Raw genomic sequence first — 24,400 nt, forward strand, 5'->3', positions numbered from 1 at the left:
CCTAGGAACGCCGCGCCCCCGGACCACCAGGCCCCCGGGCCACCACGCCCCCGGATCACCAGGCCCTCGCACCCTCGCAGCCTCGGACCCTCGGACCGGAAGGGAACCGTCATGGACCCCAGCCGCCCCCGAATACGCGCGCCGCGCCGCGGCAGCGCCCTCGCCGCGACCGCGCTCCTCGCCGTCGTCGCCGCGGCCGCCGCGGGCTCCTCCCCCACAGCCACCGCCCCCGCCGCGCCGGGCGCGTCCGCCACGGGGCACCGGCTGGGGGCCGACCCGCGCCCCGGCACCGCCGACCCGTCCGAGGGCGGGTCCTGCGCCCTGTCCCCCGGCGCCGGGGCGCAGATGTCCGAGGGGCTGCCCACCGCGCCCGGCTATGTGCGCGGCACGGGCACGGTCCGCGCACTCACCCTCGCGATCGACTTCCCGGACGCCCCCGGGCGGGGCACGGCGCGGCAGCGGTACGCGGAGTTCTTCCCGCAGGTCCGGCAGTGGTTCCGGACCGCCTCGTACGGGCGGCTCGACTACCGCCCCGCGCTGCCGCTGACGCACTGGTTGCGGATGCCGCACTCCTTCCGCTCGTACGGCATCGAGCGCGGCTCCACCTTCGAGCCGGGGTACCGGCGGCTGCTGCGCGACCTCGCCCGCGCCGCCGCGGCGGCCCGCCCGGCCGTGGACTTCGGCCCGTACGACCTGGTGAACGTCCTGGTCACACCGAACGCCGGGCCGCCCGCCACCGACACCGTGCTGTCCGTCACCTTCAGCGGCAACGCCGACGCGCCCAGCGCCGACGGCGTGCCGCTCGCCAATGTCTCCTTCATCTACGGACGGCAGACCGGCCCGAGCGCCTTCCGCGTCCTGAGCCACGAGAACGGGCACGTCTTCGGCCTGCCCGACCTCTATACGGACGCCGGGGGCGGGAGCCTGGCCGGGCACTGGGACCTGATGTCGGAGGACTGGGGGCCGGGCAACGACGTCATGGCCTGGCACAAGTGGAAGCTGGGCTGGCTCACCGGGCGGCAGGTCCGCTGCGTCACCGGGCGCGGCGCGCACACCGAGCGGCTCACGTCGCTGAACGCGCCCGGCGGCGGCGTACGGCTGGTGTTCGTGCCGGTGACCCGGCACAGCGGGTACGCGGTGGAGGTCCGCCGCCGCGAGGGCAACGACGAGTCGGTGTGCCGGCCGGGCGTGCTCGTGTCCTGGGTGGACGCGTCGGTGGACACCGGCGGCGGGCCGGTGACGGTCGTGGACTCCACGCCGCACAGCGGCGGTTGCAGCCGCTCGCCCAATGTCGACGCGGAGCTGTCGGACGCGGCGTTCACGCCCGGCCAGGCGTTCACGGACCGGAGGCTGGGGGTCCGGATCGAGGTCTCGGGCGGGGAGCGGCACGGGGAGGAGCAACGGAACTACCAGGTCCGGATCGTCCGTCGCTGAGCCTGCCGGCGGGGCGGCCGGGCCCTACCCCAGGTGCCGCTTGCGCGCGTGGGTCCGCGCCTTCATCCGGTTTCCGCAGGCCGCCTTGGAGCACCAGCGGGCGGTTCCGGGGCGGCTGTGATCGACGCCAGGCTCCGGGGCGGCCCCGCACCCACCGCTCTCACGACAGGTACTGAACGCGCCGGGACTTTCGCCCCTTTTACCCCTCTCGGCAGTGGGCAGGTGTGCCGAAGACGGAGTGATCAAGTCCGAATCGACTGAACTGGAGACGCGGATGAGCACCTTGCCGGTGATCGCGGCGGCGGACGGCTCCCCCGACAGCGACCGGGCCCTGCGCTGGGCCGCGGGCGAGGCCCGGCGGCGGGGGGTGCCGCTGGAGGTCGTGCACATCTGGCCGTACGTCACCAAGATGCAGCCCGTGACGCCCGACGCCGTCGTGCCGGTCTCCGTGCCGAAGGAGGGCGAGGACCCGGTCCTCAACGCCGCCCGGGAGTTCCTGGAAGGGCTCCCCGACGGCCCGCCCGAGCTGCGCCTGCGCACCATCGGCGGCGACCCCGGCCACGACCTGCCGGAACTGGGCGCGGAGGCCGCGCTGCTGGTGCTCGGCTCGCGCGGGCGCGGCGGGTTCGCCAGTCTGCTGCTCGGCTCCAACGGCCTGGCCTGCGCGGCGCGCGCCGCGAGCCCGGTGGTGGTCGTGCCGCGGCCGGGCGACGAGGAGGGCGGCGCCGCCGACGCCGACGGCCGCCCGTACGGGCGCGTCACGCTCGGCCTCGTACCCTCCCCCGAGGCGCACGCGGCGACCGGTTACGCCTTCGAGGCGGCGGCGCGGTCGGGCTCCGTGCTCCAGGTGGTCTCGGGCTATCCGGAGCCGGTGACGCTGGCGAGCGCGTACGAGTTCGTGCTGCCGTACGAGCGGGAGACGGCGGAGTTCGCCGCGTCGCTCAAGCACGAGGTGAGCGTGCACCTCGCGCCGCACCGCGAACGCCACCCCGAGGTCGAGGTGGAGGTCCGCGTCGAGCCGGGCGACGCGGCGGGGCAGCTGGTCGACGCGTCGCGGGACGCCGACCTCGTCGTGGTCGCCCGGCGCCGCCGGAGGCTGACGATCGGTCACCACCTGGGCTCGGTGGCGCACGCGGTGCTGCTGCACTCGGCGTGCCCGGTGGCGGTGGTGCCCGACTCGGACTGACGGGCGGGCGGGGAGGCGGGCGCGTACAGGGCGAGACCCCCAAGGCCCCGGGAGCCCCGAGGGCTTCATGGCCCCCAAGGGCCGCACAGGCCCCACGACCCGCCTACGCGTCCTACGCGTCGAGCCAGTGGCGGCGGCCGAGGCTGATCAGCCTCAGCTGCCGCCGCGCCGTGCCCGCGATGCGCTCCGACTCCTCCGGCGTCGCCTCCAGGAAGGCGGACGCCGTCATCACCAGGTGGTCGACGTAGAGCGCGGCGAGCATGTGCGCGTCCCGCTCGCTCCAGCCCTCCAGCTCCGAATCGGCGCCCAGTGCCTCGGCCACCTCGTCGGCGAACCGCGCCAGCTGTTCGCCTATCGCCTCGCGCACGGCCCGTACGCCGCCGTGCCGTTCGCGCGCGACGAAGCGGACCTGGGCGGGGTACGCGCGTACGTGCTCGGCGACCACCTCGACGGTGCGGTCGATGCGCTCCTCGGCGCCGGCCTGGTCGGCGAGGACCGCGCGGATCATCGTGTGCAGGCTGCCGAGCGCCTCCTCGACCAGGGCGACGCCGAGGTCGGCCATGTCCCGGAAGTGCCGGTAGAAGGCGGCCGGGGCGACGCCGACGACGCGGGTGACCTCGCGCAGCCCGAGGCTGCTGAGGCTCTGGTCCTCCAGGAGGCGCAGTCCCGCGTCGAGAAGCGCCTGACGGGTCTTCTGCTTCTGGGCCTGCCGGACCCCGGTCGTGTGACTCATATCATTCAGTAAACAACCGTTCTCCGGATTGGGCAACGCTAGACTGAGGAAGTCAGTGAACAGTTGTCATTCCAATTGTTCACCCAAGACTGTCCACTCGACACCGGGTCGATCAAGGCCCCCTACTCGGAAAGGCCGGACATGATCTTCCTCGTCGCAGCATTCCTCCTGTTGGGGGTTCTCGTGGGCGCGGCGGCGCACACCCCCCTGCACTTCCTGCTCCCCGCCGCGGCCGCCATCGCCCTATGGCTGCTCGTCTTCACCGTCCGCGAACGTACGAAGGAGCGCTGACCCATGACCGTCTCCGCACCGGTACGCACCACGAACCCGGACCGCACCACGGACGTCGACAGCACAGCGAACGCCGAGAGCACCGAGAGCACCGCGCGGGCGACCCCCCAGCCGACCGGCCGCCGCCCACGCCGCACCGACGCCGACGGCATGGCGGTGGCGTCCTTCGTCCTCGGCCTCGTCGGCCTGCTGGTCTTCAACATCGTCCTCGGCCCCTGCGCCCTGGTCCTCGGAACCCTCGCGCTGGCCCGCTCCACCAAGCGGCGCGGCCGAGCCTGGCTGGGCCTCTCCCTCGGCGCCGCCGACCTGATCGTCCTCGCGGCCCTGGTCATAGCCGACGGCACCGTCTCGTGGAGCATCGGCGGCTGACGCCTCCTCAGCGGGCTTCAGACCGGCGGGGCGCTCTCCGCCGCCACCCGCTCGTACACGAGCGCCGCCGCGGCCAGATCCGCCACCGCGCCGCCCACCGACTTGAACACCGTGATCTGCTCGGCGTTCTGACGACCCTTCACCTCGCCCCGGCACAGCTCGGGGAGCGTGCCCGCGATGTCCTCGGCCCGCAGCGCGCCGGAGGCAATCGGCCGGAGCAGGTCGCCCGACTCGCGCAGCGCGGTCGGAGTGTCGACGAATACGGTCCCGCGGCGCACGCACTCGTCGTCCGCCTCGCGCATGGACGGCCGGAAGCTGCCGATGAGGTCGAGGTGGGCGCCGGGCCGCAGCCACTCCCCCTTGATGAGCGGCTCCTCCGCGAGCGTGGCGCAGGTGATGAGGTCGGCCTCGCGCGCCGCCGCCTCCAGGTCGGCGGCCGCCCGCGCCTCCATGCCGTCCGCCCGCAGCGCGGCCACGAGCGCCTCGGCCCGCTCCGGCCGCCGGTCGTACACGAGCACCGACGACGTGCCGACCGCACTGCGGTGCGCGGCGGCGGCCAGGCTGCCGATGTGCCCGGTGCCGACGACCAGGTGCACGTCGCTGTCGGGGCGCGCGAGGTAGCTCGCGGCGAGGGCTGAGGTGGCCACGGTGCGCCGCCGGGTGAGTTCGTCGCCGTCGATGAGGGCCAGGTGCTCGCCGGTGGTCGCGTCGGCGAGGACGTACGCGGAGGACAGCGCGGGCCTGCCGAGTTCGGAGTTGGTGGGGAAGACGTCGACGAGCTTCACCCCGAGGTAGCCGCCCTCGGACCAGGCCGGCATGAGCAGCAGCGTCGCGCCGGGGGCGCCGTCGACGGCGTGGTGGTGGCGGTCGGGCGCGTGCGCGCCGCGGGCGAAGCCGTCGCGCAGCGCGGGGATGAGGGCGTCGAACTCCAGGTGCCGCGCGGTCTGTTCGGCGGAGATGTTGAGCATGCGTTCTCCCGGGGGCGCTCTCAGGCGTCCAGTTCGAGGTCGGTGCGGGGGATGGCTTGGCAGGTCAGGCACGTGCGGTCGGGCAGGCCGTCGCTGGGCTCGACGCGGTGCGCGACCTCGCCGGAGAGTACGGTCACGGCGCAGCTCTCGCACTGCCCGACACGGCAGCCGCTCGGCAGCGCGAGCCCTTCCCGCTCGGCGACGTCCAGCAGGGTGCCGTCGGTGCCGCGCCAGGTCACCTCGCGGTTCGAGCGGGCGAAGCGCACGGTGTGCCGGGCGTCGTCGGCCACGGCGATCTCGCGGGCGGCGGCGTGGAACTTCTCGGAGAAGATCTCGAACCGCGGCACGCCCCGCGCCCGCAGTCCGTCGGTCAGGTCCGCCAGCATGTCCTCGGTCCCGCAGAGATAGAAACGGGCGCGGCGCTCGATGAGGTCCGCGGAGACGTCGGCGGCGCTCATCCGGCCCGGCCGGTCGTACGTACGGCCCTGCTGGTCGCCGGCCAGGGGGCGGCTGTAGTGGTTGACGACGCGCAGCGCGGGCAGCCGGGCCGCGAGTTCGGCGATGCGGTCGGCGAAGGCGTGGCCCTCGGAGTCGCGGTTGCCGTAGTGCAGGACGACCTCGGGGACCGTGCCGCCGACGGCGGCCAGTGTCTCCAGGTAGCCGAGGAAGGGCGTGATGCCGACGCCGGTGGCCATCAGCACGACGGGGAGTTCGAGGTCGGTGGGGATGGCGAAGTTCCCGTCGGGGCCGGTGGCCGCGACCCGGTCGCCGACGCGCAGCCGCTCGTGCACGAGTCCGGAGAAGCTGCCGCCGGGCACGTGCCGGATCGCGACGCTGTACCCGTCGTGGCCCCCGCCTCCGGTGCGCCGTGCGGGGCCGGTGAGGGAGTAGCTGCGGTCGGCCGCGTCGGGGTGGTGCAGCGTGAGGTGGGCTCCGGCGCGGTGGCCGGGCAGCGGCCGCCCGTCCAGCGGCTCCAGCCGTACGGTCAGTACGTCCGGCGACTCGCGCTCCAGCGCCACGACCCGGAACTCCCGGCGCCCGGCGAGGTCCGTCTCGTCGTGGGCGGGCCGGATCTCGCAGGAGGCCGACCGCATGGGCACGGAGCCGCTGACGGGGTCGGTGAACTCGTCGTCGATCAGCAGGTTGTAGTTGGCGCTCGTCCCCTCGTCTCCGCCGCCCGCGAGCGCGTCGTACCCGGGCAGTCCGAGATCGGGCGCGGACTGCCACCAGCCGTACTCGGCGACCGCGACCGAGGGGTGCAGGCTGTCGTCGATACGGGCGCGCATGCGGATGGCGGCGTTGCGGGTGGTGAGCCGCACCCACTGGCCGTCCCGGATGCCGCGCTCGGCGGCGGCCTTCGGCGCCAGGTCCACGGTGGGGTCGGGGGCGCGGCGGCGCAGGGAGGTCAGGGAGCGGTGCTGGCTGTGGCAGAAGTACCCGTTCTTGGCGCAGGTCAGCGTCAGCGGGTAGCGGCCGTCGGGGGCGGCGGGGGGATCGGTGTGGACGGGCACGGGCGGGTAGCCGTGGTCCGCGAGCCGCTGCGAGTACAGCTCGACGCGGCGGGTGGGGGTGTCGAAGCCGGTGACCGTGCCGGGGGCCGTGCCGGAGTCCGCGCCGGGGGCCGTGCCGGGGTCCGCGCCGGAGTCCGTGCTGGGGTCCGCGCCGGGGTCCGTGGGCTCCGCGTACTTGCGGTACCGGGTGCGCAGCGGCAGCCGCTCGCCGCCGGGGCGTTCGCGCAGCTCGGCGGTGGTGAGGCCGAGGGGGGCCAGCTGGTGGTCCCAGGCCGCCTCGATGTCGCCGCCGAAGAACTCCTCGCCCATCCCCAGCCGCCCGGCGAGGTCGAAGACGATCTCGTTGTCGGACCGGGACTCGCCGACGGGGTCCGCCATGCGGGGCCGCAACTGCACCTGTTCCTGGGCGCGTTGGCTGATGCCGAAGCCGGCCCTGATCCCCTCGTGCTCCCAGGGGCTGTTCACCGGCAGCACGATGTCGGCGAGTTCGGCGGTCGGGGTGGGGAACAGGTCGAGGTGGACGGCGAAGTCCAGGGCGCGCAGGGCCTCGGCGGTCCGCCGCGGGTCGGGCTGGGACATCAGCAGGTTGGCGCCGAAGGCGACCATGGCCCGTACGGGGTAGGGCTCGCCGGTGGTGATGGCCGTGCAGAGATCGCGGGCGTTCACCCAGCCGTGGGCGGGCGGGCCCAGCGGGTGCTCGCGCAGCCCGAGCGCCTTCGCCCGCTGCTCGGGGGCGAGCTGCCCGAAGTCGGTGGGGGCGTTGACGGGATGACTCGGCAGGACGACGTTGCCGCCGGGCGCGTCGAAGGAGCCGGTGAGGGCGTAGAGGGTGGCGATGGCCCGGTCGGTCTGGGTGGCGTTGGTGTGCTGCCCGACGCCGGTCCAGGAGTGGTACGTGACCGACTCGGCCCGCCCGAGCACGTCGGCGAACTCGCTCAGCTGCCGCTCCGGCACGGTCGTCACCTCGCTGGTGCGCGCGAGGGGCCACCGCGCGGCGGCCTCCGCGTACCGCTCGAAGGCCGGTACGCACTCCACCGGCCCGCCGCGGGTGGCCACCCGCCGCCGGCCCGCCAGCGCGAGCCGCTCGGGGTGGGCCGTCGCGTACGCCGTGTCGCAGACGCGCGGCGCCCGCTCGCTCTCGTCCCAGGCGACGTAGCCGGCGGCGCCCGGCCGGATGTCCTCGGCGCGCAGGAAGCGGCCGGTGTCGGTCCGTACGAGCAGCGGCCCGTTGCTCCACGCGCGCAGGAAGGCGGAGTCGTGCGTGCCGCGCTCCATCAGCAGGTTGGCGAGGCCGAGGGCCAGGGCGGCGTCGGTGCCGGGGAGCACGCGCAGCCAGTGGTCGGCCTGGAGGGCGCTGGTGGAGCGGCGGGGGTCGACCACGGCCAGCTTCGCGCCGCGCGACCGCGCCCGGCCGAGGGCGGTGGACTGGGCGAGCCAGGTCTTCGCGGGGTTGTGGCCCCACAGGATGGAGAGTTCGGCGGCCTCGTAGTCGGGCATGGGCAGGCCGCAGCCGAAGGTGAAGGCGTGCGCGTAGTCCTTGTGCCAGTTGCAGATCTCGGTGGAGTAGCAGATGTTCGGGCTGCCGAAGAGCCGGATGAACCGCTCGATCCAATCGATGGAGTCGGACAGCGGCGAGCCGCTCGGCGAAGCCACGGCGAACGCCACCGCCTCGGGCCCGCTCACGGCCCGGATCCGGCCGAGCCGCTCGGCGGTCTCGGACAGCGCCTCCTCCCAGCCGATGGGCCGCCAGCGCGGGTCCGGGTCGGACTTCGGCGTGGTGCGGCGCAGCGGCCGGGTGAGTCTGCGGGGGCTGCGCACGATCTCGGGGGCGGCCCGGCCCTTGGGGCACAGGGCGGCGCCGGTGGGGTGCTCGGGGTCCGGCTCCACGTCGAGGAGGGCGCCGTCGCGGACCGTGTACACGGCGCCGCATCGGGAGCGGCACAGCGTGCAGTACCCCCGCACGCGCTGGGTGCTGTCGGGCTGCGCGCCCATAACTTACCCTTCAGTAGTCGGTTACCGATGACCGATTACGGCTCGCAGGTAGGCTGCGACCCTTACGGCGACGTTGTCAAGGGGAGGCGAACGGTGAACGTCGGACCAACAGCGGGACGGACCGGGCCGCCTCCGGCGTCTTCGGGGCTGCCGGGCGCCGGGCGGCTGCGCCACGTCAGCCTGCGCGAACAGTGCCTGGCGGTGATCCGGCAGGCCATGGTGTCCGGCGAGATCCGGTCCGGCGACATCTACTCCGCCGCCGCGCTCGCCGCCAAGCTCGGCGTGTCGAGCAGCCCGGTGCGCGAGGCCATGCTGACCCTGGTCAACCAGGGTCTGCTGGAGCCCGTACGCAACCGCGGCTTTCGCGTCGTGGCGATGAGCGACGACGACCTCGACGAGATCTACGACATGCGCCTGCTGCTGGAGGTCCCCGCCACGCTACGGGCGGCCCGCCGGGCCGGCCCCGCGGACCTCACGGAACTGTCCGCCCTCGCCGCCGAGATCGAAACGGCCGCGCACGACGGCGACGTCGCCGCCTTCCTCGACGCCGACCGCCGCTTCCACCTCACCCTGCTGTCCCTCGGCGGCAACCGCCGCCTCATCGACACCATCGCCAACCTCCGCGACCAGACCCGCCTCTACGGCCTCGAAAACCTCGCGGAACGCGGCCTGCTCCCCGACTGGGCGGACGAACACCGCGAGCTGCTGTCCGCGATCTCGACAGGCGACGAAACGCGCGTCGAGACCCTCATCCGCCACCACCTGCGGCACGTACGCGGCGAACAGGAGACGGCGGGGCGGCGACAGCCGGGCGAGCCTGGCACGCCGACGGACCCGCCGCGGTGCGCCGGATGAGGGCCGGGCAGAATGCCGGGCAGAATTTCGCCTCCGACCGGGACGCCGCTTACACCACACCTGGGGACTCTGAAGTGACGGGGGGCAAGAGGTCGTTCCCGGTATGGAAGAAGCTCGTCTTCGCCGGCGCGGTCTGCGCCCTTGTGTTGGGCGGGCTCAATTTGGGCTGGAATACTAATACGTTCGGGCCCGACGAGCTGTGTCACGGGCTGCTGCCCGCCGGGGAGATGGAGCGGGCCCTGGGCCGGTCCGGGCGGCTTGAAAGCGACGATTACAAGAACGCCCCCGGAAAGGGCGACGTGGAATTCCGCTGTTCCGTCCGGCAGACCTCGAAGCTGCTGGGGCGCAAGGATGCCGAGGTACGGATCGGTGCCTACCAGGAGCGCGCCGACTTCGCGTTCACGTCAGCCGCGTGGCGCGCTCCCGCCCGGATGTCCTACATCTCAGGTCCCGCCACCGGCGCCGTCTCCGACTCGACCGGGTGGGTCATGCTCCCCGAGTCGTGCTGGGGAAAGTCGGGCGACAGCCCACTGACGGAGAAGCCACCCGTGTACGTCATCGAGGCGAGCGCCACGGGCGCGGGAATGAAACAGCGGGAGCTGGCGCGGATGCTCGTCAAGGCGGCTGACGCCGTTTCGCAGCGGGCCGGTTGCGCCCCTGGGCACGCCGCTACGGATCCGGAGCCGCTGCCGGCGGCATCGGTGCGGCCCATGGATTCCGCGAAGGTGTGCGGGATTCCGGGGCTCGCCCTGGACGTCTCGGGCGACACGGCGAAGGGGCGGCCGGTCGAGCGGGCGCGTTCCCTGTCCGCCAGGACCGAACCCGTATGGGCCTGCGATCTGCTCCTGGGCGAAAAGAGGGTGCCGTACGCGAGTTTCGCCGTAGTGCGGGACAAGCGGATGACGTCGGCCATTTCCCAGTCCCTGGCCCACCGCTCCCCCGACGCGGGGGTCATGGCTCCGTGTGGGGGCCGGAACACATACTTCACCATGAAGGCGGGCGCCGGATACTCGATAGTCGCCAAGGGGTCCGGAACCCGGCTGCCGGACGAGAAGACCCTCTTCAAGACGTTCGTGGACGCCGCCAAGAAGCAGTTGGGCTGCGGGACTTCCGCGCCGTAGCCCCAGCCGGAGAGCTCCGGCAAGCCCGTCACCCCAGCCCGTCGGCCCCGACCACCCGTACCGCCGACTCGTCCAGCAGGGTCTCGCCGACAGGCTGTACGTGCCCGTCGAGGTCGAGGACCGGGGACGCCTCCTTGTACCAGGACTCGATCACGGCGTTGCCCCAGAAGTCGCGCCGCCGGTCGTCGTGGACGCTCCAGCGGTACGTCTCGTGGTCGGGGTCGCCGGTGTAGTAGTCGGAGGTGTAGATCTCCACGCGGTGGCCGTCGGGGTCACGGAGGTAGAGGTAGAAGGCGTTCGAGACGCCGTGCCGGCCCGGGCCGCGCTCGATGTGGTGTTCCTCGCGGAGCGCGCCCAGCAGGTCGGCGGTGCGCAGCACTTGGTGGGACTCGTGGGTGGCCACCCCGAGGTGGTGCAGGCGCGGGCCGGCGCCGCCCGTGAAGGCCACGTCGTGGACGGTCTGCTTGCGGAACATCCAGGCCGCGTACAGCTCGTGCGCGTCGCCCTCGATGGTCTCGGAGCAGCCGAAGCCGAGGGAGGTGTAGTGCGCGTAGGCCGCCGGTACGTCCGGGGTGCAGATGTTGAAGTGGTCCAGGCGGGCGATCTCCGCGCCGCGCCGCAGGTCGTACCGCTGGATGAGCCGTTCGGCGGGCTCGATCCCGTGGAAGAACTCCACGGGGAAGCCCAGCGGATCGAGTACGCGCACGGCGTCGCCCACCCCGCGCGTCCCCTCGCCCTTCGGCACCCGGCGCACGGGCCGGCCGAGCGCGGTGAAGAACGCCTGGGCCCGGTCCACGTCGGCCTCGGTCCGTACCCGGTAGGCGAGGTGGTCCAGGGCCGCCGCCTCGCCCGCGCGCAGCACGAGGGAGTGGTGGGTCAGCTCGTCCGTACCGCGCAGGCAGAGGCAGTCGTCGTCCTCGTACTGGACGTGCAGGCCCAGCACGTCGGCCCAGAACCAGCGGGACCGCGCGAGGTCGGTGACGACGAGCTGGGCGTAGCCGGAGCGCACCACGTCCGGCGGGGGCGGGAGTTCGCGGCCGGCGGGGTCGGACCGGTCGGCACGGTCAGTGCCGTCGGCACGGTTGGTCCGGTCAGTGCGGTCAGTGCGGTCAGTGCGGTCAGTCATCGTCCGCGCTCCCGAACCGCGGCACGCCCGTATCGCCCAGCGCGACCGACACGAGCTGCCGCTCCGTATAGAAGTCGATGCTGCTCTCGCCGCCCTCCCGGCCGACCCCCGACGCCTTGACCCCGCCGAACGGTGTGCGCAGGTCGCGGACGTTGTGGGAGTTGAGCCAGACCATCCCCGCCTCGATGGCCTGGGCCACCCGGTGCCCGCGCCCGAGGTCGGAGGTCCATACGTAGCCGGCCAGGCCGTACCGGGTGTCGTTCGCCAGGCGGACGGCGTCCTCCTCGTCCCGGAAGGAGGTGATCGCCGCGACCGGGCCGAAGATCTCCTCGCGCCAGATCCGCATGTCCGGGGTGACGTCGGCGAAGGCGGTGGCGGCCAGGTAGTTGCCGGTCGGCAGGTGGGCGGGGCGCTCGCCGCCCGCGACCAGGCGGGCGCCCTGCTTCCTGCCCGCGGCCACATACCCCAGCACCCGCTCGTAGTGCTCGGGGTGGACGAGCGCGCCGATCTCCGTCGCCGGGTCGTCGGGCCGCCCGACCCGCGTACGGTCCGCGCGCTCCGCGAACCGGGCGACGAACTCGGGATAGACCGACTCCTCCACGATGATCCGCGAACCGGCGGTGCAGCGCTCCCCGTTGAGCGAGTAGACCCCGAACAGCGCGCCGTCCACGGCCGCCCCCAGATCGGCGTCGGCGAAGACCACGCACGGAGACTTGCCGCCCAGCTCCATCGACAGCCCCTTGAGCCCCTCGGCCGCCGTCCGCATGATGGTCCGCCCGGTCGTCGTCTCGCCGGTGAAGGAGATCAGCGGTACGTCCGGGTGCCCGGCCAGCGCCGCGCCCGCCGTCTCCCCCATGCCGTGGACCATGTTGAAGACCCCGTCGGGCAGCCCGGCCTCCGCCATGATCTCCGGCCACACGGAGGCGGACAGCGGGGTGAACTCGGCGGGCTTGAGCACCACGGCGCAGCCCGCGGCGACGGCGGGGGCCAGCTTCCAGCTCTCCAGCATGAACGGGGTGTTCCACGGGGTGATCAGCCCCGCGACCCCGATCGGCTTGCGGACGACATAGCCGACCTGCGCGGACGTACGGAACGCGGCCTCGTGCAGGGCATTGATCACGTCCGCGAAATAGCGGAAGTTCTCGGCGGCGCGGCGGGCCTGTCCGCGCGCCTGGGTGATGGGCAGCCCCGTGTCGAAGGACTCCAGCTCGGCCAGCCGGTCCTCGCGGGCCTCGATCGCGTCGGCGATCCGGTGCAGCACCCGGCCGCGCTCGCGCGCGCTCATCCGCGGCCAGGGGCCGTGCGCGAACGCCTCCCCGGCGGCGGCCACCGCGGCCGCGATGTCGCGCGGCCCGCCGGCGGCGACCTCGCAGTACGGGCGGTTGGACGCCGGGTCGGCGTTGGGGAACGTATGCCCGTCGGCGGACTCGGTGTGGGCACCGCCGATGTAGTGGCGGATGAGCTTGGGGAGGTCGTCCGGGGTACGAGGGGTCATGGCGGGCCTCCGGGGATCGGAGCGGTTGACGGGCTGGCGTCGTCGGGCATCAGGCATCGTCGGGCATCGAAAAGTCGGCGGGCCGGGTGCCGGGCATCAGGTGTCAGACGTCGGGTGCCATACATCAGTTTCAGACATCTGGTTCGGGCATCAGGCATCGAAGGAGAGCAGGTCGGCGGCGGCCGCACGCAGTTCCCGGATGCGGGCGACCCCGGCCTCGGTGGGCTGGATCAACGGTGCGCGCACATGGCCGGACGCCAGCAGCCCGGCGTCCGCCAGCACCCACTTCGCCGGGGCCGGATTGGTCTCCACGAAGAGCAGGTCGACCAGCGGGTGCAGCCGGTAGTGCAGTTCGCGGGCGCCCTCGTGGTCGCCCGCCTCCCACAGCTCGTACATCCGGGCCACGGGCGCGGGCGCGATGTTGGCCAGGGCCGAGACGAAGCCCGCGCCGCCGAGCGCGAGGAGCGGCAGGCAGAGCAGTTCGATGCCGGACCACATCAGCAGTTCGCGGCCGCAGGCGTGGTACGTGCGGGAGAAGTGCTCGAAGTCCTTGGTGGTCTCCTTGACACCGACGATGTTCTCGAAGTCGAAGAACAGCCGGGCCACGGTCTGCGGCGCGATGTCGACGGCGGTGCGCGAGGGCACGTTGTAGACGACGAGCGGCAGGTCGGGGAACTCCTCGGCGACGGCCGCGTACCAGCGGTAGAGGGCCTCCTGCGTGGGACGCGCGTAATAGGGGGTGATCACCAGCGCCGCGTCCGCGCCCAGGTCGCGGGCGGCGGCGGTCAGCTCCATGGTCTCGTCCAGCCGCGCCGAACCGGTGCCGGGCAGGAACGGCGCCCGGTCGTCGATGACCTCGGCCGCCGCCTCCATGGCCGCGATGCGCTCGGCGGTGCGCAGGGCGCCGGGCTCGCCGGTGGAGCCGCCCAGCGAGATGCCGTGCGAGCCCGAGTCGAGCTGCCAGTCGACGAGGGCGCGCAGGCCGTCGAGGTCGAGGGCGCCGTCCTCGCTGAAGGGGGTGACGACGGGGGCTATGGAGCCCCGGATGCGGCGCGGGTCGCTGCGGAATCTCACTGTGCCGCCTCCTGCGGTAGGCCGGGGAATCGCCGGCCGGTGAGCCAATGCTCGTACTCGGGCTGCCAGTCGGCGCCCAGCGGATAGAGGCCCTCGATGGCGGCGCCCTCGGCGACGCGTTCGGCGATGAACTGCTCCTGTAGCTCCTGCTCCTGGGCGTCGGCGATCAGCTCGGGCAGCAGCAGCGGCGGCAGGACGACCACACCGTCGGCGTCGCCGACCAGCACGTCGCCCGGCTGCACGAGGGCGTTGCCGCAGGCGATCGGCACGTCCGTGTCCCAGGGGATGTGGCGGCGGCCCAGCACCGCCGGGTGCACGGAACCGGAGTAGACCGGGAGGTCGAGCGCGGCCACGGCGGCGCTGTCCCGCAGCCCGCCGTCGGTGACGATGCCCGCGGCCCCGCGCCGGTGGGCGCGCAGGGCGAGGATGTCGCCCAGCGTGCCCGCGTCCGCCTCCCGCCGGGCGTCCATGACCAGGACCTCGCCGGGCCGTACGGACTCCACGGCGCGCTTCTGGGCGTTCATGCCGCCGGTGTGCGCCGGGGCCAGGTCCTCGCGCAGCGGCAGATAGCGGAGCGTACGAGCCGTGCCGACCAGCTTCAGGTCGGGGCGGGTGGGACGCGCGCCGTCCACGAAGAAGCCGTTGTAGCCGCGTTTGCGCAGTTGGGAGGCGAGGGTGGCGACGGAGATCGCGGTGAGGGCGGCGCGCTGGGTTTCGGTGAGGGCTTGCTCGTACGGGGCGGTGGCTTGCGGTTCCGGCGTACGCCCGTACGCCGCCGTACGCCCGTACAGGTCAGTACGCCCTTGGGGTGCCGTACGTCCGTACAGGTCCATCCGCCCTTGAGGCGCCGTACGTCCGTAGGCCGCGGCCCGGTCCTCCGGCCGAGGCCCCGGCATCGCGCCGAAGTCGGCCAGCGGGCCGTCCGCCTCCGCGACGCGGTTGGCCAGCCTGCCGGTCGACTGCCCGTCGCCGCCGGTGACCTCCACCGCCACCAGATCGCCCGGCACGACGACGCTCGCCCCGCTCGGGGTGCCGGTGAGGATGACGTCGCCCGGCTCCAGGGTGATGGTGCGGGAGAGGTCGGCGATCAGCTGGGCGAAGGGGAAGAGCAGGTTGTCGCTGGTGTCGTCCTGCGCGGGCTCCCCGTTGACCCAGGTGCGCAGGCGGAGCGCGGCCGGGTCCAGGGTGCGGGCGTCGAGCAGCCGGGGCCCGACGGGGGTGAAGCCGTCGGCCCCCTTGGAGCGCAGGTTGGAGCCGGCGTCGGCGTGGCGCAGGTCGTACACGCCCGCGTCGTTGGCGGCGGTCACCCACCGGACGTACGACCAGGCCGACTCCGGGGACGCCTGCCGGACCCGCTCGCCGAGCACCAGCGCGATCTCGCCCTCGAAGGCCATCAGTTCGCACCCCTGCGGCCGGATGAGCCGGTCGCCGCTGCCGGCGAGGGAGGTGGGGGGCTTGAGGAAGTAGGAGGGCCGGCCGGGGAGGCGGCCGCGTTCGGCGGCGCGGCTGCGGTAGTTGAGGTGAACGGCGACGATCTTGCCGGGGGCGGACCCGAGCGGGTGGGGCATGGCGGCTCCGGGGTTCTCAAGGCACCGAGAGGGAGCGGGAGGCGGAGAAGAGGGGGAAGCGGGAGGAGGGAGAGGCAGGCAGGGAAACGGTGTGTGGTCCGAGTCTGCGGACGCCCGCCGGGAGCTTCTTGTCCGAGAACGCACACCCTTTGACCGGCGGCGAACGCCGCCGCGCCACTCACCCTTGGCAACGGCGGCGGGTCCCGGCAGCATGGCCCGGGCATGCACGCTCCTGGTGGGAGGCGCGGTGTCCCTGACCCTGCGCACGGCAGGCCTGTCGGCCGCCGAGCGCTTCGATTTCTGGCGCAGCGTGATCTGCGACGCGTTCGTGCCGCTGCGCGCGGACCCGGGCGCGGGCCCCTTCCAGGGCGAGCTGCACGGCGTGCGGCTGGGCGAGCTCCAGGTCACCGAGATCGCCGCGACCGCGCACGCGGTGCACCGCACTCCGCGCGCCATCGCCGCCTCCACCGAGGACTACTTCAAACTCGGCCTCCAGCTGCGCGGTTACTGTGTGCTGAGCCAGGACGGCCGCGACGCCCCGCTGACGCCGGGCGACTTCGCGGTGTACGACACCACGCGCCCGTACACGCTCGCCTTCGACGACAGCTACCGCCAACTGGTGCTGATGCTCCCCCGCCCGCTGCTGCGCATCCCGCCGCGGGACGTGGCCCGGATGACGGCCGTCCGCGTCTCCGGGCAGCGGGGCACGGCCGCGCTGGTCTCGGCGCTGCTGCTGCGGCTGGCCGGGCATCTGGAGGAGTACGAGCGGACCGGCGGCGTACGGCTCGCGGACAACATCGTGGACCTGCTGGTCACACTGGTCGCGGACCAGCTGGACGGCGCCGACGCGCGCCCCGCGTCCGGGCGGCGGGCGCTGCTGACGCGGATGACCACGTTCGTCGAACAGCATCTGGGCGAACCGGACCTGGGCCCCGAGATGATCGCCGCCGCGCACTTCGTCTCGACGCGCTATCTGCAAAAACTGTTCCGGGCGGAGGGGACCACGGTCTCCTCGTGGATTCGCGCGCGGCGGCTGGAGCACTGCCGCCGCGACCTGCGGGACCCGCGGCAGGCGGGCCGGCCGGTGGGCGTGATCGCGTCGCGCTGGGGCTTCGTGGACGCGGCGCATTTCAGCCGGGTGTTCCGGGCGGCGTACGGGGCGAGCCCGCGCCAGTTCCGGCTGACGGGCGGGGCGGACGCGGGGTGGCCGCCGAGCGGGGTGTGAGCAGCGCTGGACAAGGGCTGTTCGCCCACGGTCAAGCGCCGCACGCCGCGGCCCGGAAGGCTGGCGGTCATGGGGCGCGGGCCGCGGCAGAGACGGCTGACGGCCGAGACGGCTGACGGTCGTGGCACGCGGCCCGCACCCCGGACGACTGACGACTGACGACTACTGACGACTGACGATCACGGGGTGCGGGCCGGGGGGCCGTACCGCCCCGTATCCGCATACGGAAGGAGCCAGATGCGGCCAGTGAGGACGACCGCCGTGGACGAGACGCGAGGGCGGCTGCTGATCGGCGGCGAGTGGCTGGAGGCGGCCGACGGCGCCGGGTTCGCGAGCCACGATCCGGCGAGCGGGGCGGTGACCGGATGGGTGGCGGAGGCGGGTGAGGCGGATGTGGACGCCGCGGTGACGGCGGCGCGTGTGGCGCTGACCGACCCGGCGTGGGCGGGGATCACGGCCGCGGAACGGGCCCGGCTGCTGTGGCGTACGGCCGAGCTGATCGAGGAGCACGCGGAGGAGCTGGCGGAGCTGGAGACCCGCGACCAGGGGCAGCCGATCGGCGTGGCGCGGGGCGTGAGCGTCGCGGGGGCGGCGGAGCACTTCCGCTACTACGCCGGGTGGTGCACCAAGATCGAAGGCGCGGTCGCGCCCGTGAGCTTCCCCGACACGGTGCACTACACGCGGCGCGAGCCGGTGGGCGTCTGCGCGCTGATCACCCCGTGGAACTTCCCGCTGATGATCGCCTCCTGGAAGCTCGCACCCGCGCTGGCCTGCGGAAACACGGTCATCGTCAAACCTGCCGAGCAGACGCCGCTGACCACTCTGCGACTGGTCGAGCTGATCGGACGGGCGGGCGTGCCGGCCGGCGTGGTCAACCTCCTCACCGGCGGCCCGGCGCCGGGCCGGGCCCTGGTGGCGCACGCGGGCGTGGACAAGGTCTCGTTCACCGGTTCCACGGCCGTCGGCCGCGACATCGTCCGCGCCTGCGCCGGAAACCTCAAACGCCCCACCCTGGAACTGGGCGGCAAGGCCCCGAGCATCATCGCGGCCGACGCCGACATCGACGCGGCGGTCGCGGGCAACCTCCGTGGCGCGCTGCTCAACTCGGGCCAGGTCTGCGCCGCGTACACCCGCTTCTACGTCGACCGCCGCCGCGCGGACGAGTTCACAGCCAAACTCGCCACGGCCGCCGCCGCCCTGCGACTGGGCCACGGCCTCGACCCGGCCACCGAGATCGGCCCGCTCGTCAGCGCGGAACACCTGGCCAAGGTCGACGCGGGAGTCCGCTCGGGCATCGCCGACGGCGCTGAAGTGGTCACCGGCGGCGCCCGCGCGGACGGCGCCCTGGAGGACGGCCACTTCTACCGCCCGACCGTCTTCGCCGGCGTCCGGGACGACATGTCGGTCGTACGCGACGAACTCTTCGGCCCCGTCCTGCCCGTACTGGCCTACGACGACCCCGAGGAACTGGGCCCGCGCGCCAACGACACCGAGTACGGCCTGGCCGCCGCCGTATGGACCAAGGACCTCACAACCGCCCACCGAATGGCGGCGGACATCAGGGCCGGCGCCGTCTTCGTCAACATGCCACCGGTCCCGGACAGCGCTGCGCCCTGGGGCGGCTTCAAGGCGAGCGGCTGGGGCCGGGAGATGGGCAAGTACGCGCTGGACGCGTATACGGAGGTCAAGGGGGTGTGGATGCACTTGGGGTGACGCCTTGGCCGCCCGACGGCTCGCGGCCGCCGCCCGTCGATGACTCCGATGGATGGGGAAGACGCCGAGCACGGTGACGGCACCGCCGCTCAGCGCGAGGGGGCGGGCGCTTCGAAGAGCCAGACGAAGGAGCCGGCGAGCGGGAGGGTCGGTACGAGGGGACGCGACGGCGTACCCCCAGAGCACGAAGCCGCAGCCGCCACAGGTGAGCCTCCTCCGACAAGCGGCGGAAGCCTTGCAGCCCACCCGCCGCTTCCTGGCCCCGCCCCCGGACCCATCAGCCTCGAACCCCGCTCACCGCATCCGCTACCCTGTCAGTGGTCGAAACGGCCCCCGCGTGCCCACCACACGGCCCGTCCGCCCGCCTCCGTAGCTCAGGGGATAGAGCACCGCTCTCCTAAAGCGGGTGTCGCAGGTTCGAATCCTGCCGGGGGCACCGCACAGCAAGTCGCTGACCTGGGGTTTCTACCCCAGAGAGGTGCCTTACCCGGCCTCGGACGACTCGTCCGAGGCCGTTTGCGTGAGCGATGCGTGAGCGGACGGGATGCCAGGCCCCGGTATTTTCCCCGACGCGTCAGCCCCATCCGGTACGGGCTCAGCCGCCCCATCGGGCTCGGGCCTCGCTTCGGGGGCGTTGCTTCCGGAGACGGTGCATGCGCGCGGTACAAGGTCGGCAGCGGCCTCGACGATCGCCAAGGTCTGCTTCGGGTAGCAGACGTGTGTACGTGTCCGACGTGATGGTGACCGAGCCGTCCACCACCAACTGCTTGGCGACGGTAATCAGCCCGGCGTCCAGCAGGGCGTCGATCCACCGCTGCCCGCACGCCTCGCCGCGCCGCAGACCGCGGAACGCGACCAGGCGGAAGCGTGCGTACAAGCGGTGCCCCGCAACGTGGTCGAGGAAGAGACCGGTGTGCTCCGGCGTCCAGACCATCACCGGCGACGGTTTCTCGCCGGTGCGCTTCCAGTGGAGGATGCGCTCCTCGGTCCACACCAGCGCCTTGGGGCGCTTGCCCGCCTCCAACTCGACGTGAGCAGCCAGCTTGAAGGTGATCAGTTGCTGAGAGGTCTCGGCGTTCAACGTGGAACGGATACGCTGGGGCGTCGCCGGAGCGACGATGCGGCGGTACGGCCCCATTACGGCGATGGCGGTTTTCATCACCTTGCGGCGGGGCGCGATACTCGCGCCCGTTCCAGGGGATCTGAGAAAGATCCTCGAACGCCTTGCGCCGTGTGGCGTTGGCCGCGGTGATGGCGTCGAACATCTCCGTCAGATGTGCGACCCATAACCGGTCGAGTCGCAGGTATCCGATCACCGCTTTGAGATGGACGCGGATGTTGCTCTCGTCGCGGCTCATGGCACTCTGCCGCCCCTTCTTGCCGCCGAGTCTGGAGGGGCCTGGCGGCACTTTGCCCAGGGGACCGCTCAAGGTAACCACGAGCCCTCAAAGGCTGAGGTATACGCAACACCTCAGCATGCGAGCCCACCAATCCGAATCCCATCGCGATCGCGTCATGGTGCTGCCACACTCGCGCCTATGAGCGACGACAGCGCCAAGAGGCTTGACGGGGGCATCGGCACCCACGTCATCGCGATCACCTACGAAGTGATGGACTGGGCGGCGGAAGCGCTGTCGGTGCACGTACCGGCGGACGACCTGAAGAAGTTGAAGCTGGCCGCGGGCGAACATCTCGCGGCGATGCTGACGACCACCTATCTCGGCATCGTGCCTGTTGCCGTAGACATCCACGGCGGCGTGGACCTGGTCTACCGCGTGGCGGACTCGAACTGCGACGCGCTGTCGTCGCTACTCGGCCGAAACGGTGTCGAGTTCGCCGACTTCGAGGTGAAGTCGATACCTGGTGGCTTCCGCGAGCACGACGCAGCGGTCTCTCGGGCACTGAAGCGAGGTGAAGAGCCCGGCGCTCATTCGGCGATGTTCGTGTCAGCGAACGATGTCGTCGAGGCGGCCCAGTCGATGATCGCCAAGGCCGCGAAGCAGTTGCGGGACAAGTCCTCGCCGGACAGGGCGCGGGTGGGGTTCATCGTGTCCCATTTTTTCGACCGGCCCTACGTGGAATATCTCGATCCGATGATCGCTCACACCCTGACTGCCCCGATGCTGCCAGACGAGATCGACGCAATGTGGGTGTACTTCGCGCCCTCGCACCTGGTGGTGTGGTCAGCTGTAGAGCAGCGCTGGACGCAGCTTCTTCTCGGCAGTTTTAGGGAGGATGGGGCGGCCCCGGAGGTCGACTTCGGCATGGAGCTGCTGCAGCACTACGAGGGGCTGTTCCTGGAGCGGGCGGGGGTCGACAGGCCCTCGCCCTTCTTCTACGGCCTTGGGGCTGGCGGGCTCCCGTCCACTGCTGACGCAGAGTGACGGCGACCCGCATCTGTCCGGAACACGCGACACCTCAGCATGCGAGTTCACCAATCCCAAGGCCGACCATCACCATGCAGGATGGTGGGCTCCTCACGGTCGTGGTGGATGACGGCCTCTCAGCGCTTGCCGGCAAGTCGAGGACGGCAATGAGACGGGACGGCATCCCAGTCGTTAGGAGTTCCTCCGGGCCTGTCTCGGTGAGGACGGAACCACTGCTCACGTGGTGAAGCCCGGCAAGGGCGAGGACACAGCAATTTTGCTGGCCCGGGTCCTCGCCGACGTCGACGCTAAGCACCGGCTCATGCGCTAGGGGGAGTATCCGAGGCGGGCAGAGGACAGGGACTCCGCCCACTTTTAGAGATAGCCCCTTGCCTCACACGTCACAATTTCCGGATGGATGCAGCACTTACCGGACTCATCGGCGCGCTCGGCGGCGGCACCATCGGTGCTGGCGGCGCCTGGGGTGCCGCCATCATCGCCTTCAAGGGCGCGCGCTATCAGGCCGACAAACAGGCCCGGAGCGCCAGGGAGCAGTGGCTGTGGCAACTCAGGCGAGAACCTTACGCCGAGTTCGTGCGAGCCACTCGCGCTGCCGCCCGGCACGAAGTAAGCCTTTGGAGGGCGGGAAGCGACCTGCCCCGCCTTCACAGAGAGGTGGAACGCAACCCAGAGCATCGAGAGGCATTGGCCAAAGCTGCGGCAGATCTAGAACTTATTGCTCCGCGTACCGTCATGGATCTCGCCGAGGGACTCGTCGACGCCATCAGCATGCGTCTCGGCGTAGCAACGCTATGGGTTCAGGAACACTCAGGAGAACCGTACGAGACAGATCCGCCCCACTTTGCACGTGAACGCGTGATCAACGAATTCGTCACCCTAGCTCGCCTGGACCTCCAAGGCTTCGCGGCCAACGTAGGGCCCTGGCCCGTCGATTGAAGCGTCCCCTGCAACGCCTCGGACGAGGCGCCGCTCGGTGGTTGCTCACCGAGCGGCACTGCCCCGCCTCAGCAGTACGTACGCCGTACACGTGAGGCCAAGTACGGCGGGGATACTGAGGGAAAGAGGGAGGATGCACCTTCCCAAGCCAACCAGCCCTTTTGTCGCATTTCTGCTGTTCAAGCTCTTGAACCGAACGCCCTAAAGTGGGTTTCGCAGGTTCGAATCCTGCCGGAGGCACCATGCATCACCGCCCTGACCTGGGGCTCACCCCGGGGAGAGGAGCCCTACCCGGCCTCGGACTCGTCGTCCGGGACCGTTTGCGTGAGCAATGCGTGAGTGGAGGGAGTACCGGGTCCCGGTATTCCTCCGCCCGCATCGGCATCGTCCGGCACATTCACCTCTACCGCCTCGGCCTCGACTTCCGGCGCGTCGTTCTCTGAGGCGGCGCGGGCGCGCGGCACGAGCCGGGCCGCGGCCTCGGCGATCGCCAGGTCCGCCTCGGGGAGCAGGCTCGTGTATGTGTCGGCCGTAATGGTGATCGAGGAGTGGCCGAGCATCTCCTGGATGTCCTTCAGGTCGGCACCGGCCGCGTGGGCCAGGGTCGCCGCGCCGTGGCGGAGGTCATGGAGCCGGACCGGTGGGAGGCCGATCTCCTCGTACAGCTCGATGAACCGCCGTGTGACGTTGGCGGGGTGGAGCATCTCGCCGTTCTCCTTGGCGAAGACACGGCCGGTCTCCACCCAGGCGCTCCCCCATTCCTCTCGTTCCCTGTCCTGCTGGGCGCGGTGCCGCTTGAGAGTCTGGACCGTGTCGGAGTCGAGCGCGATGGTGCGAGCTCCGGCGTCGGTCTTGGGGTCGTCCTCGTACACCTCCCAGCCGTCCACGACGAGTTGCTTGGCCACGGTGATGAGGCCGGCATCGAGATTGGTGTCGGTCCACTTCTGCCCGCACGCTTCACCTCGTCGCAGGCCGCGGAAAGCGATCAGGTGGAACAGCGCATACAGGCGGTCCTCTGCGGCGTGGTCGAGGAAGAGACCGGTGTGCTCCGGCGTCCAGACCATCACCGGCGAGGGCTTCTCGCCTGTGCGCTTCCAGTGGAGCATGCGCTCGTCCGTCCACACGAGAGCCTTGGGGCGCTTGCCCGCCTCCAGCTCGACGTGGGCCGCCGGGTTGAAGGTGATGAGCTGCTGGGCGATCGCGGCGTTCAGCGCGGCGCGCAGGGTGGAGCGGACGCGCTGGCGGGTAGCCGGGCCCACGATGCGGCGGTAGGGCTCCATCTCTGCGATGGCCGCCTTCATCGCCTTGCGGCGGGCGCGATGCTCTCGGCCCTTCCAGGGGATCTGGGCCAGGTCCTCGAACGCCTTGCGCCGTGCGACGTTGCCTTCGGCGATCTCGACGTTGGCCTCGGCGATGGCCTCGAACATCTCCGAGAGGTGGGCGACCCGAAGGCGGTCGAGCCGCAGGTGCCCGATCCGGGGTCGCAGGTGCACCCGGATGTTGCTCTCGTCGCGACTGATGGCGCTCTGCCGCCCCTTCTTGCCCGCCAGCCACATGTCCAGCCAGTCACCAACGGTGATTCGGCTGGTCAGGTCGAGGCCGTGGCTGAGACGCCTGCGGGTCGAGTCGATGTCCGGCAGCGGCGCCTTCTCCTCGGCCACCTTCTCCAGCAGCTCCGCGATCTGCCCCAGCCCCTCGACGTCGTCGGAGTCGGCGAGACCGAGGAGCGCGCGGACGTGGTCGAGGTCGGCCTGGGCGGCTTTGAGGCTGTCGTAGCCTGCGCGGCTGAAGGAGCGGCGGGTGCCGTCTTCGCGTGGCGGGAGCTCCTGGCGTACGGAGTACGTGCCGTGCTTCCGGTTGGTGAGCTTGGGGCACTTCTTGCCGAGTGGTTTGCCGGTGTGGGGGTCGCGGCAGTAGCAGCGGCGGTGGGTGGAGCCCTTCAAAGGCGGTCCTCCGGTGTGGTGGTGGTGTCGTCCTCTGGCGGGTCGACGTCGGCCAGTGCGGGTGGGAGGTCGGGCGGGGTGGCTCCGTCGTCGCGGAGGTCCCGGCGGAGGTAGCGGAGGTGGTACTTGGCGGAGATGGCCTGGTCTGCGTATTTGGTGCGCCTGTGCTCGGCTTCTTCCCGCTGGGCGGGGCTGGTCGCCGCTTCGGCCGTGAACCGGGCCCGGTCGACTTCTTCGAGTGCGGCCAGGGCGGTGCGTACGAGGTCGGTGTGGGTCTCGAAGTCGGGTACCAGGCCCGCGTCGTACCCGGACACTTCCTGCTCGCCGGTGAAGCGCCGCAGGGCGTCCCAGGTGGGCACGAGGTCCTGGAACGGCAGCTCCTGGGTCGTCTCGACGTAGCCGACCGGGAAGATGAGGCTGGCCGGGTACGTCTCCAGGGCGGCGGCCAGGACCATGACGTCCACCAGCGGGAG

Annotated in this window: 21 protein-coding genes and 1 tRNA gene; 11 read left to right on the forward strand and 11 right to left on the reverse strand. The window is 72.0% G+C overall.

Translation table 11 applies throughout. The annotated features are described in order from the left end of the window. The first annotated feature begins 111 nt into the window (after nt 1-111). Nucleotides 112-1,434, forward strand: coding sequence for a M6 family metalloprotease domain-containing protein (locus AB0I22_RS15685; RefSeq protein ID WP_363131294.1), 1,323 nt, complete (start codon nt 112-114; stop codon nt 1,432-1,434). Between the two features lie 24 nt (nt 1,435-1,458). Here AB0I22_RS15685 and AB0I22_RS15690 read toward each other — a convergent pair whose 3' ends face one another. Then, nucleotides 1,459-1,824 (reverse strand): CGNR zinc finger domain-containing protein, encoded by a 366-nt coding sequence (locus tag AB0I22_RS15690; RefSeq protein ID WP_363131295.1) that lies wholly within the window; start codon nt 1,822-1,824, stop codon nt 1,459-1,461. Between AB0I22_RS15690 and AB0I22_RS15695 the strand changes: the two genes are divergently transcribed. Continuing rightward, nucleotides 1,709-2,620: a universal stress protein gene (locus tag AB0I22_RS15695; RefSeq protein WP_363131296.1), complete on the forward strand. Its 912-nt coding sequence runs from the start codon at nt 1,709-1,711 to the stop codon at nt 2,618-2,620. The genes AB0I22_RS15690 and AB0I22_RS15695 overlap by 116 nt on opposite strands. 112 nt (nt 2,621-2,732) lie before the next feature. Here AB0I22_RS15695 and AB0I22_RS15700 read toward each other — a convergent pair whose 3' ends face one another. Next, complete coding sequence (locus AB0I22_RS15700) at nt 2,733-3,353, reverse strand: TetR family transcriptional regulator (RefSeq protein WP_363131297.1); 621 nt, start codon at nt 3,351-3,353, stop codon at nt 2,733-2,735. A 141-nt stretch (nt 3,354-3,494) separates the two neighbouring features. Here AB0I22_RS15700 and AB0I22_RS15705 point away from each other — a divergent pair, with 141 nt between their 5' ends. After that, nucleotides 3,495-3,644: a hypothetical protein gene (locus AB0I22_RS15705; RefSeq protein WP_363131298.1), complete on the forward strand. Its 150-nt coding sequence runs from the start codon at nt 3,495-3,497 to the stop codon at nt 3,642-3,644. Between the two features lie 3 nt (nt 3,645-3,647). Continuing rightward, nucleotides 3,648-4,013 (forward strand): DUF4190 domain-containing protein, encoded by a 366-nt coding sequence (locus AB0I22_RS15710; protein ID WP_363131299.1) that lies wholly within the window; start codon nt 3,648-3,650, stop codon nt 4,011-4,013. A 17-nt stretch (nt 4,014-4,030) separates the two neighbouring features. Here the strand turns inward: AB0I22_RS15710 and AB0I22_RS15715 are convergent, their stop codons facing one another. Continuing rightward, nucleotides 4,031-4,981 (reverse strand): ornithine cyclodeaminase family protein, encoded by a 951-nt coding sequence (locus AB0I22_RS15715; protein WP_363131300.1) that lies wholly within the window; start codon nt 4,979-4,981, stop codon nt 4,031-4,033. A gap of 20 nt (nt 4,982-5,001) precedes the next feature. Beyond that, nucleotides 5,002-8,484 (reverse strand): molybdopterin-dependent oxidoreductase, encoded by a 3,483-nt coding sequence (locus AB0I22_RS15720; RefSeq protein ID WP_363131301.1) that lies wholly within the window; start codon nt 8,482-8,484, stop codon nt 5,002-5,004. A gap of 93 nt (nt 8,485-8,577) precedes the next feature. Between AB0I22_RS15720 and AB0I22_RS15725 the strand changes: the two genes are divergently transcribed. Both AB0I22_RS15725 and AB0I22_RS15730 read left to right on the forward strand, forming a co-directional pair. Further along, nucleotides 8,578-9,339, forward strand: a complete 762-nt coding sequence (locus tag AB0I22_RS15725) for a GntR family transcriptional regulator (protein WP_363131302.1) — start codon at nt 8,578-8,580, stop codon at nt 9,337-9,339. Nucleotides 9,340-9,413: 74 nt separating this feature from the next. Further along, nucleotides 9,414-10,460, forward strand: a complete 1,047-nt coding sequence (locus tag AB0I22_RS15730; protein WP_363131303.1) for a hypothetical protein — start codon at nt 9,414-9,416, stop codon at nt 10,458-10,460. 28 nt (nt 10,461-10,488) lie between these two features. Here the strand turns inward: AB0I22_RS15730 and hpaD are convergent, their stop codons facing one another. The 4 genes from hpaD to AB0I22_RS15750 all read right to left on the reverse strand — a co-directional run bounded on the left by hpaD (nt 10,489) and on the right by AB0I22_RS15750 (nt 15,723). Beyond that, complete coding sequence (gene hpaD / locus AB0I22_RS15735; protein WP_363131304.1) at nt 10,489-11,586, reverse strand: 3,4-dihydroxyphenylacetate 2,3-dioxygenase; 1,098 nt, start codon at nt 11,584-11,586, stop codon at nt 10,489-10,491. Then, nucleotides 11,579-13,081: a 5-carboxymethyl-2-hydroxymuconate semialdehyde dehydrogenase gene (hpaE, locus tag AB0I22_RS15740; RefSeq protein ID WP_363131305.1), complete on the reverse strand. Its 1,503-nt coding sequence runs from the start codon at nt 13,079-13,081 to the stop codon at nt 11,579-11,581. Before hpaE ends, hpaD begins: the two co-directional genes overlap by 8 nt. A gap of 150 nt (nt 13,082-13,231) precedes the next feature. Further along, complete coding sequence (gene dapA, locus AB0I22_RS15745) at nt 13,232-14,155, reverse strand: 4-hydroxy-tetrahydrodipicolinate synthase (protein ID WP_363131306.1); 924 nt, start codon at nt 14,153-14,155, stop codon at nt 13,232-13,234. After that, a complete protein-coding gene (locus AB0I22_RS15750; RefSeq protein WP_363131307.1) occupies nt 14,152-15,723 on the reverse strand; it encodes a fumarylacetoacetate hydrolase family protein in 1,572 nt (523 codons plus the stop codon). Before AB0I22_RS15750 ends, dapA begins: the two co-directional genes overlap by 4 nt. 247 nt (nt 15,724-15,970) lie before the next feature. Here AB0I22_RS15750 and AB0I22_RS15755 point away from each other — a divergent pair, with 247 nt between their 5' ends. The 3 genes from AB0I22_RS15755 (at nt 15,971) to AB0I22_RS15765 (ending at nt 19,097) form a co-directional block, all read left to right on the forward strand. Then, nucleotides 15,971-16,948: a helix-turn-helix domain-containing protein gene (locus tag AB0I22_RS15755; protein ID WP_363131308.1), complete on the forward strand. Its 978-nt coding sequence runs from the start codon at nt 15,971-15,973 to the stop codon at nt 16,946-16,948. A 261-nt stretch (nt 16,949-17,209) separates the two neighbouring features. Further along, the gene (locus AB0I22_RS15760) at nt 17,210-18,661 is read left to right on the forward strand and encodes an aldehyde dehydrogenase family protein (protein ID WP_363131309.1); all 1,452 of its coding nucleotides are present in this window, start codon (nt 17,210-17,212) and stop codon (nt 18,659-18,661) included. A gap of 363 nt (nt 18,662-19,024) precedes the next feature. Next, nucleotides 19,025-19,097 (forward strand) — tRNA-Arg (locus tag AB0I22_RS15765). Between the two features lie 159 nt (nt 19,098-19,256). Here AB0I22_RS15765 and AB0I22_RS15770 read toward each other — a convergent pair. Beyond that, nucleotides 19,257-19,820, reverse strand: a complete 564-nt coding sequence (locus AB0I22_RS15770; RefSeq protein WP_363131310.1) for a hypothetical protein — start codon at nt 19,818-19,820, stop codon at nt 19,257-19,259. Nucleotides 19,821-20,199: 379 nt separating this feature from the next. Here AB0I22_RS15770 and AB0I22_RS15775 point away from each other — a divergent pair, with 379 nt between their 5' ends. Both AB0I22_RS15775 and AB0I22_RS15780 read left to right on the forward strand, forming a co-directional pair. Beyond that, a complete protein-coding gene (locus AB0I22_RS15775) occupies nt 20,200-21,045 on the forward strand; it encodes a hypothetical protein (RefSeq protein WP_363131311.1) in 846 nt (281 codons plus the stop codon). Nucleotides 21,046-21,441: 396 nt separating this feature from the next. After that, nucleotides 21,442-21,984, forward strand: coding sequence for a hypothetical protein (locus AB0I22_RS15780; protein ID WP_363131312.1), 543 nt, complete (start codon nt 21,442-21,444; stop codon nt 21,982-21,984). A 287-nt stretch (nt 21,985-22,271) separates the two neighbouring features. Here the strand turns inward: AB0I22_RS15780 and AB0I22_RS15785 are convergent, their stop codons facing one another. Both AB0I22_RS15785 and AB0I22_RS15790 read right to left on the reverse strand, forming a co-directional pair. After that, nucleotides 22,272-23,927, reverse strand: coding sequence for a site-specific integrase (locus tag AB0I22_RS15785; RefSeq protein ID WP_363131313.1), 1,656 nt, complete (start codon nt 23,925-23,927; stop codon nt 22,272-22,274). Next, nucleotides 23,924-24,400: transcriptional regulator (locus AB0I22_RS15790; protein WP_363131314.1), on the reverse strand; the 477-nt coding region annotated here is incomplete at its 5' end. The genes AB0I22_RS15785 and AB0I22_RS15790, both read right to left, overlap by 4 nt.

Source organism: Streptomyces sp. NPDC050610 (genome assembly GCF_040654875.1).
Classification (GTDB): Bacteria; Actinomycetota; Actinomycetes; order Streptomycetales; family Streptomycetaceae; genus Streptomyces.

What these genes read in the sequence shown, in the direction of transcription:
- AB0I22_RS15715 (WP_363131300.1), bottom strand. Translation starts at nt 4,981, where the DNA reads ATGCTCAACATCTCCGCCGAACAGACCGCGCGGCACCTGGAGTTCGAC.
- AB0I22_RS15775 (WP_363131311.1), top strand. Translation starts at nt 20,200, where the DNA reads ATGAGCGACGACAGCGCCAAGAGGCTTGACGGGGGCATCGGCACCCAC.
- AB0I22_RS15685 (WP_363131294.1), top strand. Translation starts at nt 112, where the DNA reads ATGGACCCCAGCCGCCCCCGAATACGCGCGCCGCGCCGCGGCAGCGCC.
- hpaE (WP_363131305.1), bottom strand. Translation starts at nt 13,081, where the DNA reads ATGACCCCTCGTACCCCGGACGACCTCCCCAAGCTCATCCGCCACTAC.
- AB0I22_RS15750 (WP_363131307.1), bottom strand. Translation starts at nt 15,723, where the DNA reads ATGCCCCACCCGCTCGGGTCCGCCCCCGGCAAGATCGTCGCCGTTCAC.
- AB0I22_RS15720 (WP_363131301.1), bottom strand. Translation starts at nt 8,484, where the DNA reads ATGGGCGCGCAGCCCGACAGCACCCAGCGCGTGCGGGGGTACTGCACG.
- AB0I22_RS15695 (WP_363131296.1), top strand. Translation starts at nt 1,709, where the DNA reads ATGAGCACCTTGCCGGTGATCGCGGCGGCGGACGGCTCCCCCGACAGC.
- AB0I22_RS15705 (WP_363131298.1), top strand. Translation starts at nt 3,495, where the DNA reads ATGATCTTCCTCGTCGCAGCATTCCTCCTGTTGGGGGTTCTCGTGGGC.
- AB0I22_RS15710 (WP_363131299.1), top strand. Translation starts at nt 3,648, where the DNA reads ATGACCGTCTCCGCACCGGTACGCACCACGAACCCGGACCGCACCACG.
- AB0I22_RS15770 (WP_363131310.1), bottom strand. Translation starts at nt 19,820, where the DNA reads ATGAAAACCGCCATCGCCGTAATGGGGCCGTACCGCCGCATCGTCGCT.
- AB0I22_RS15690 (WP_363131295.1), bottom strand. Translation starts at nt 1,824, where the DNA reads ATGTGCACGACCTCCAGCGGCACCCCCCGCCGCCGGGCCTCGCCCGCG.
- hpaD (WP_363131304.1), bottom strand. Translation starts at nt 11,586, where the DNA reads ATGACTGACCGCACTGACCGCACTGACCGCACTGACCGGACCAACCGT.
- AB0I22_RS15700 (WP_363131297.1), bottom strand. Translation starts at nt 3,353, where the DNA reads ATGAGTCACACGACCGGGGTCCGGCAGGCCCAGAAGCAGAAGACCCGT.
- AB0I22_RS15780 (WP_363131312.1), top strand. Translation starts at nt 21,442, where the DNA reads ATGGATGCAGCACTTACCGGACTCATCGGCGCGCTCGGCGGCGGCACC.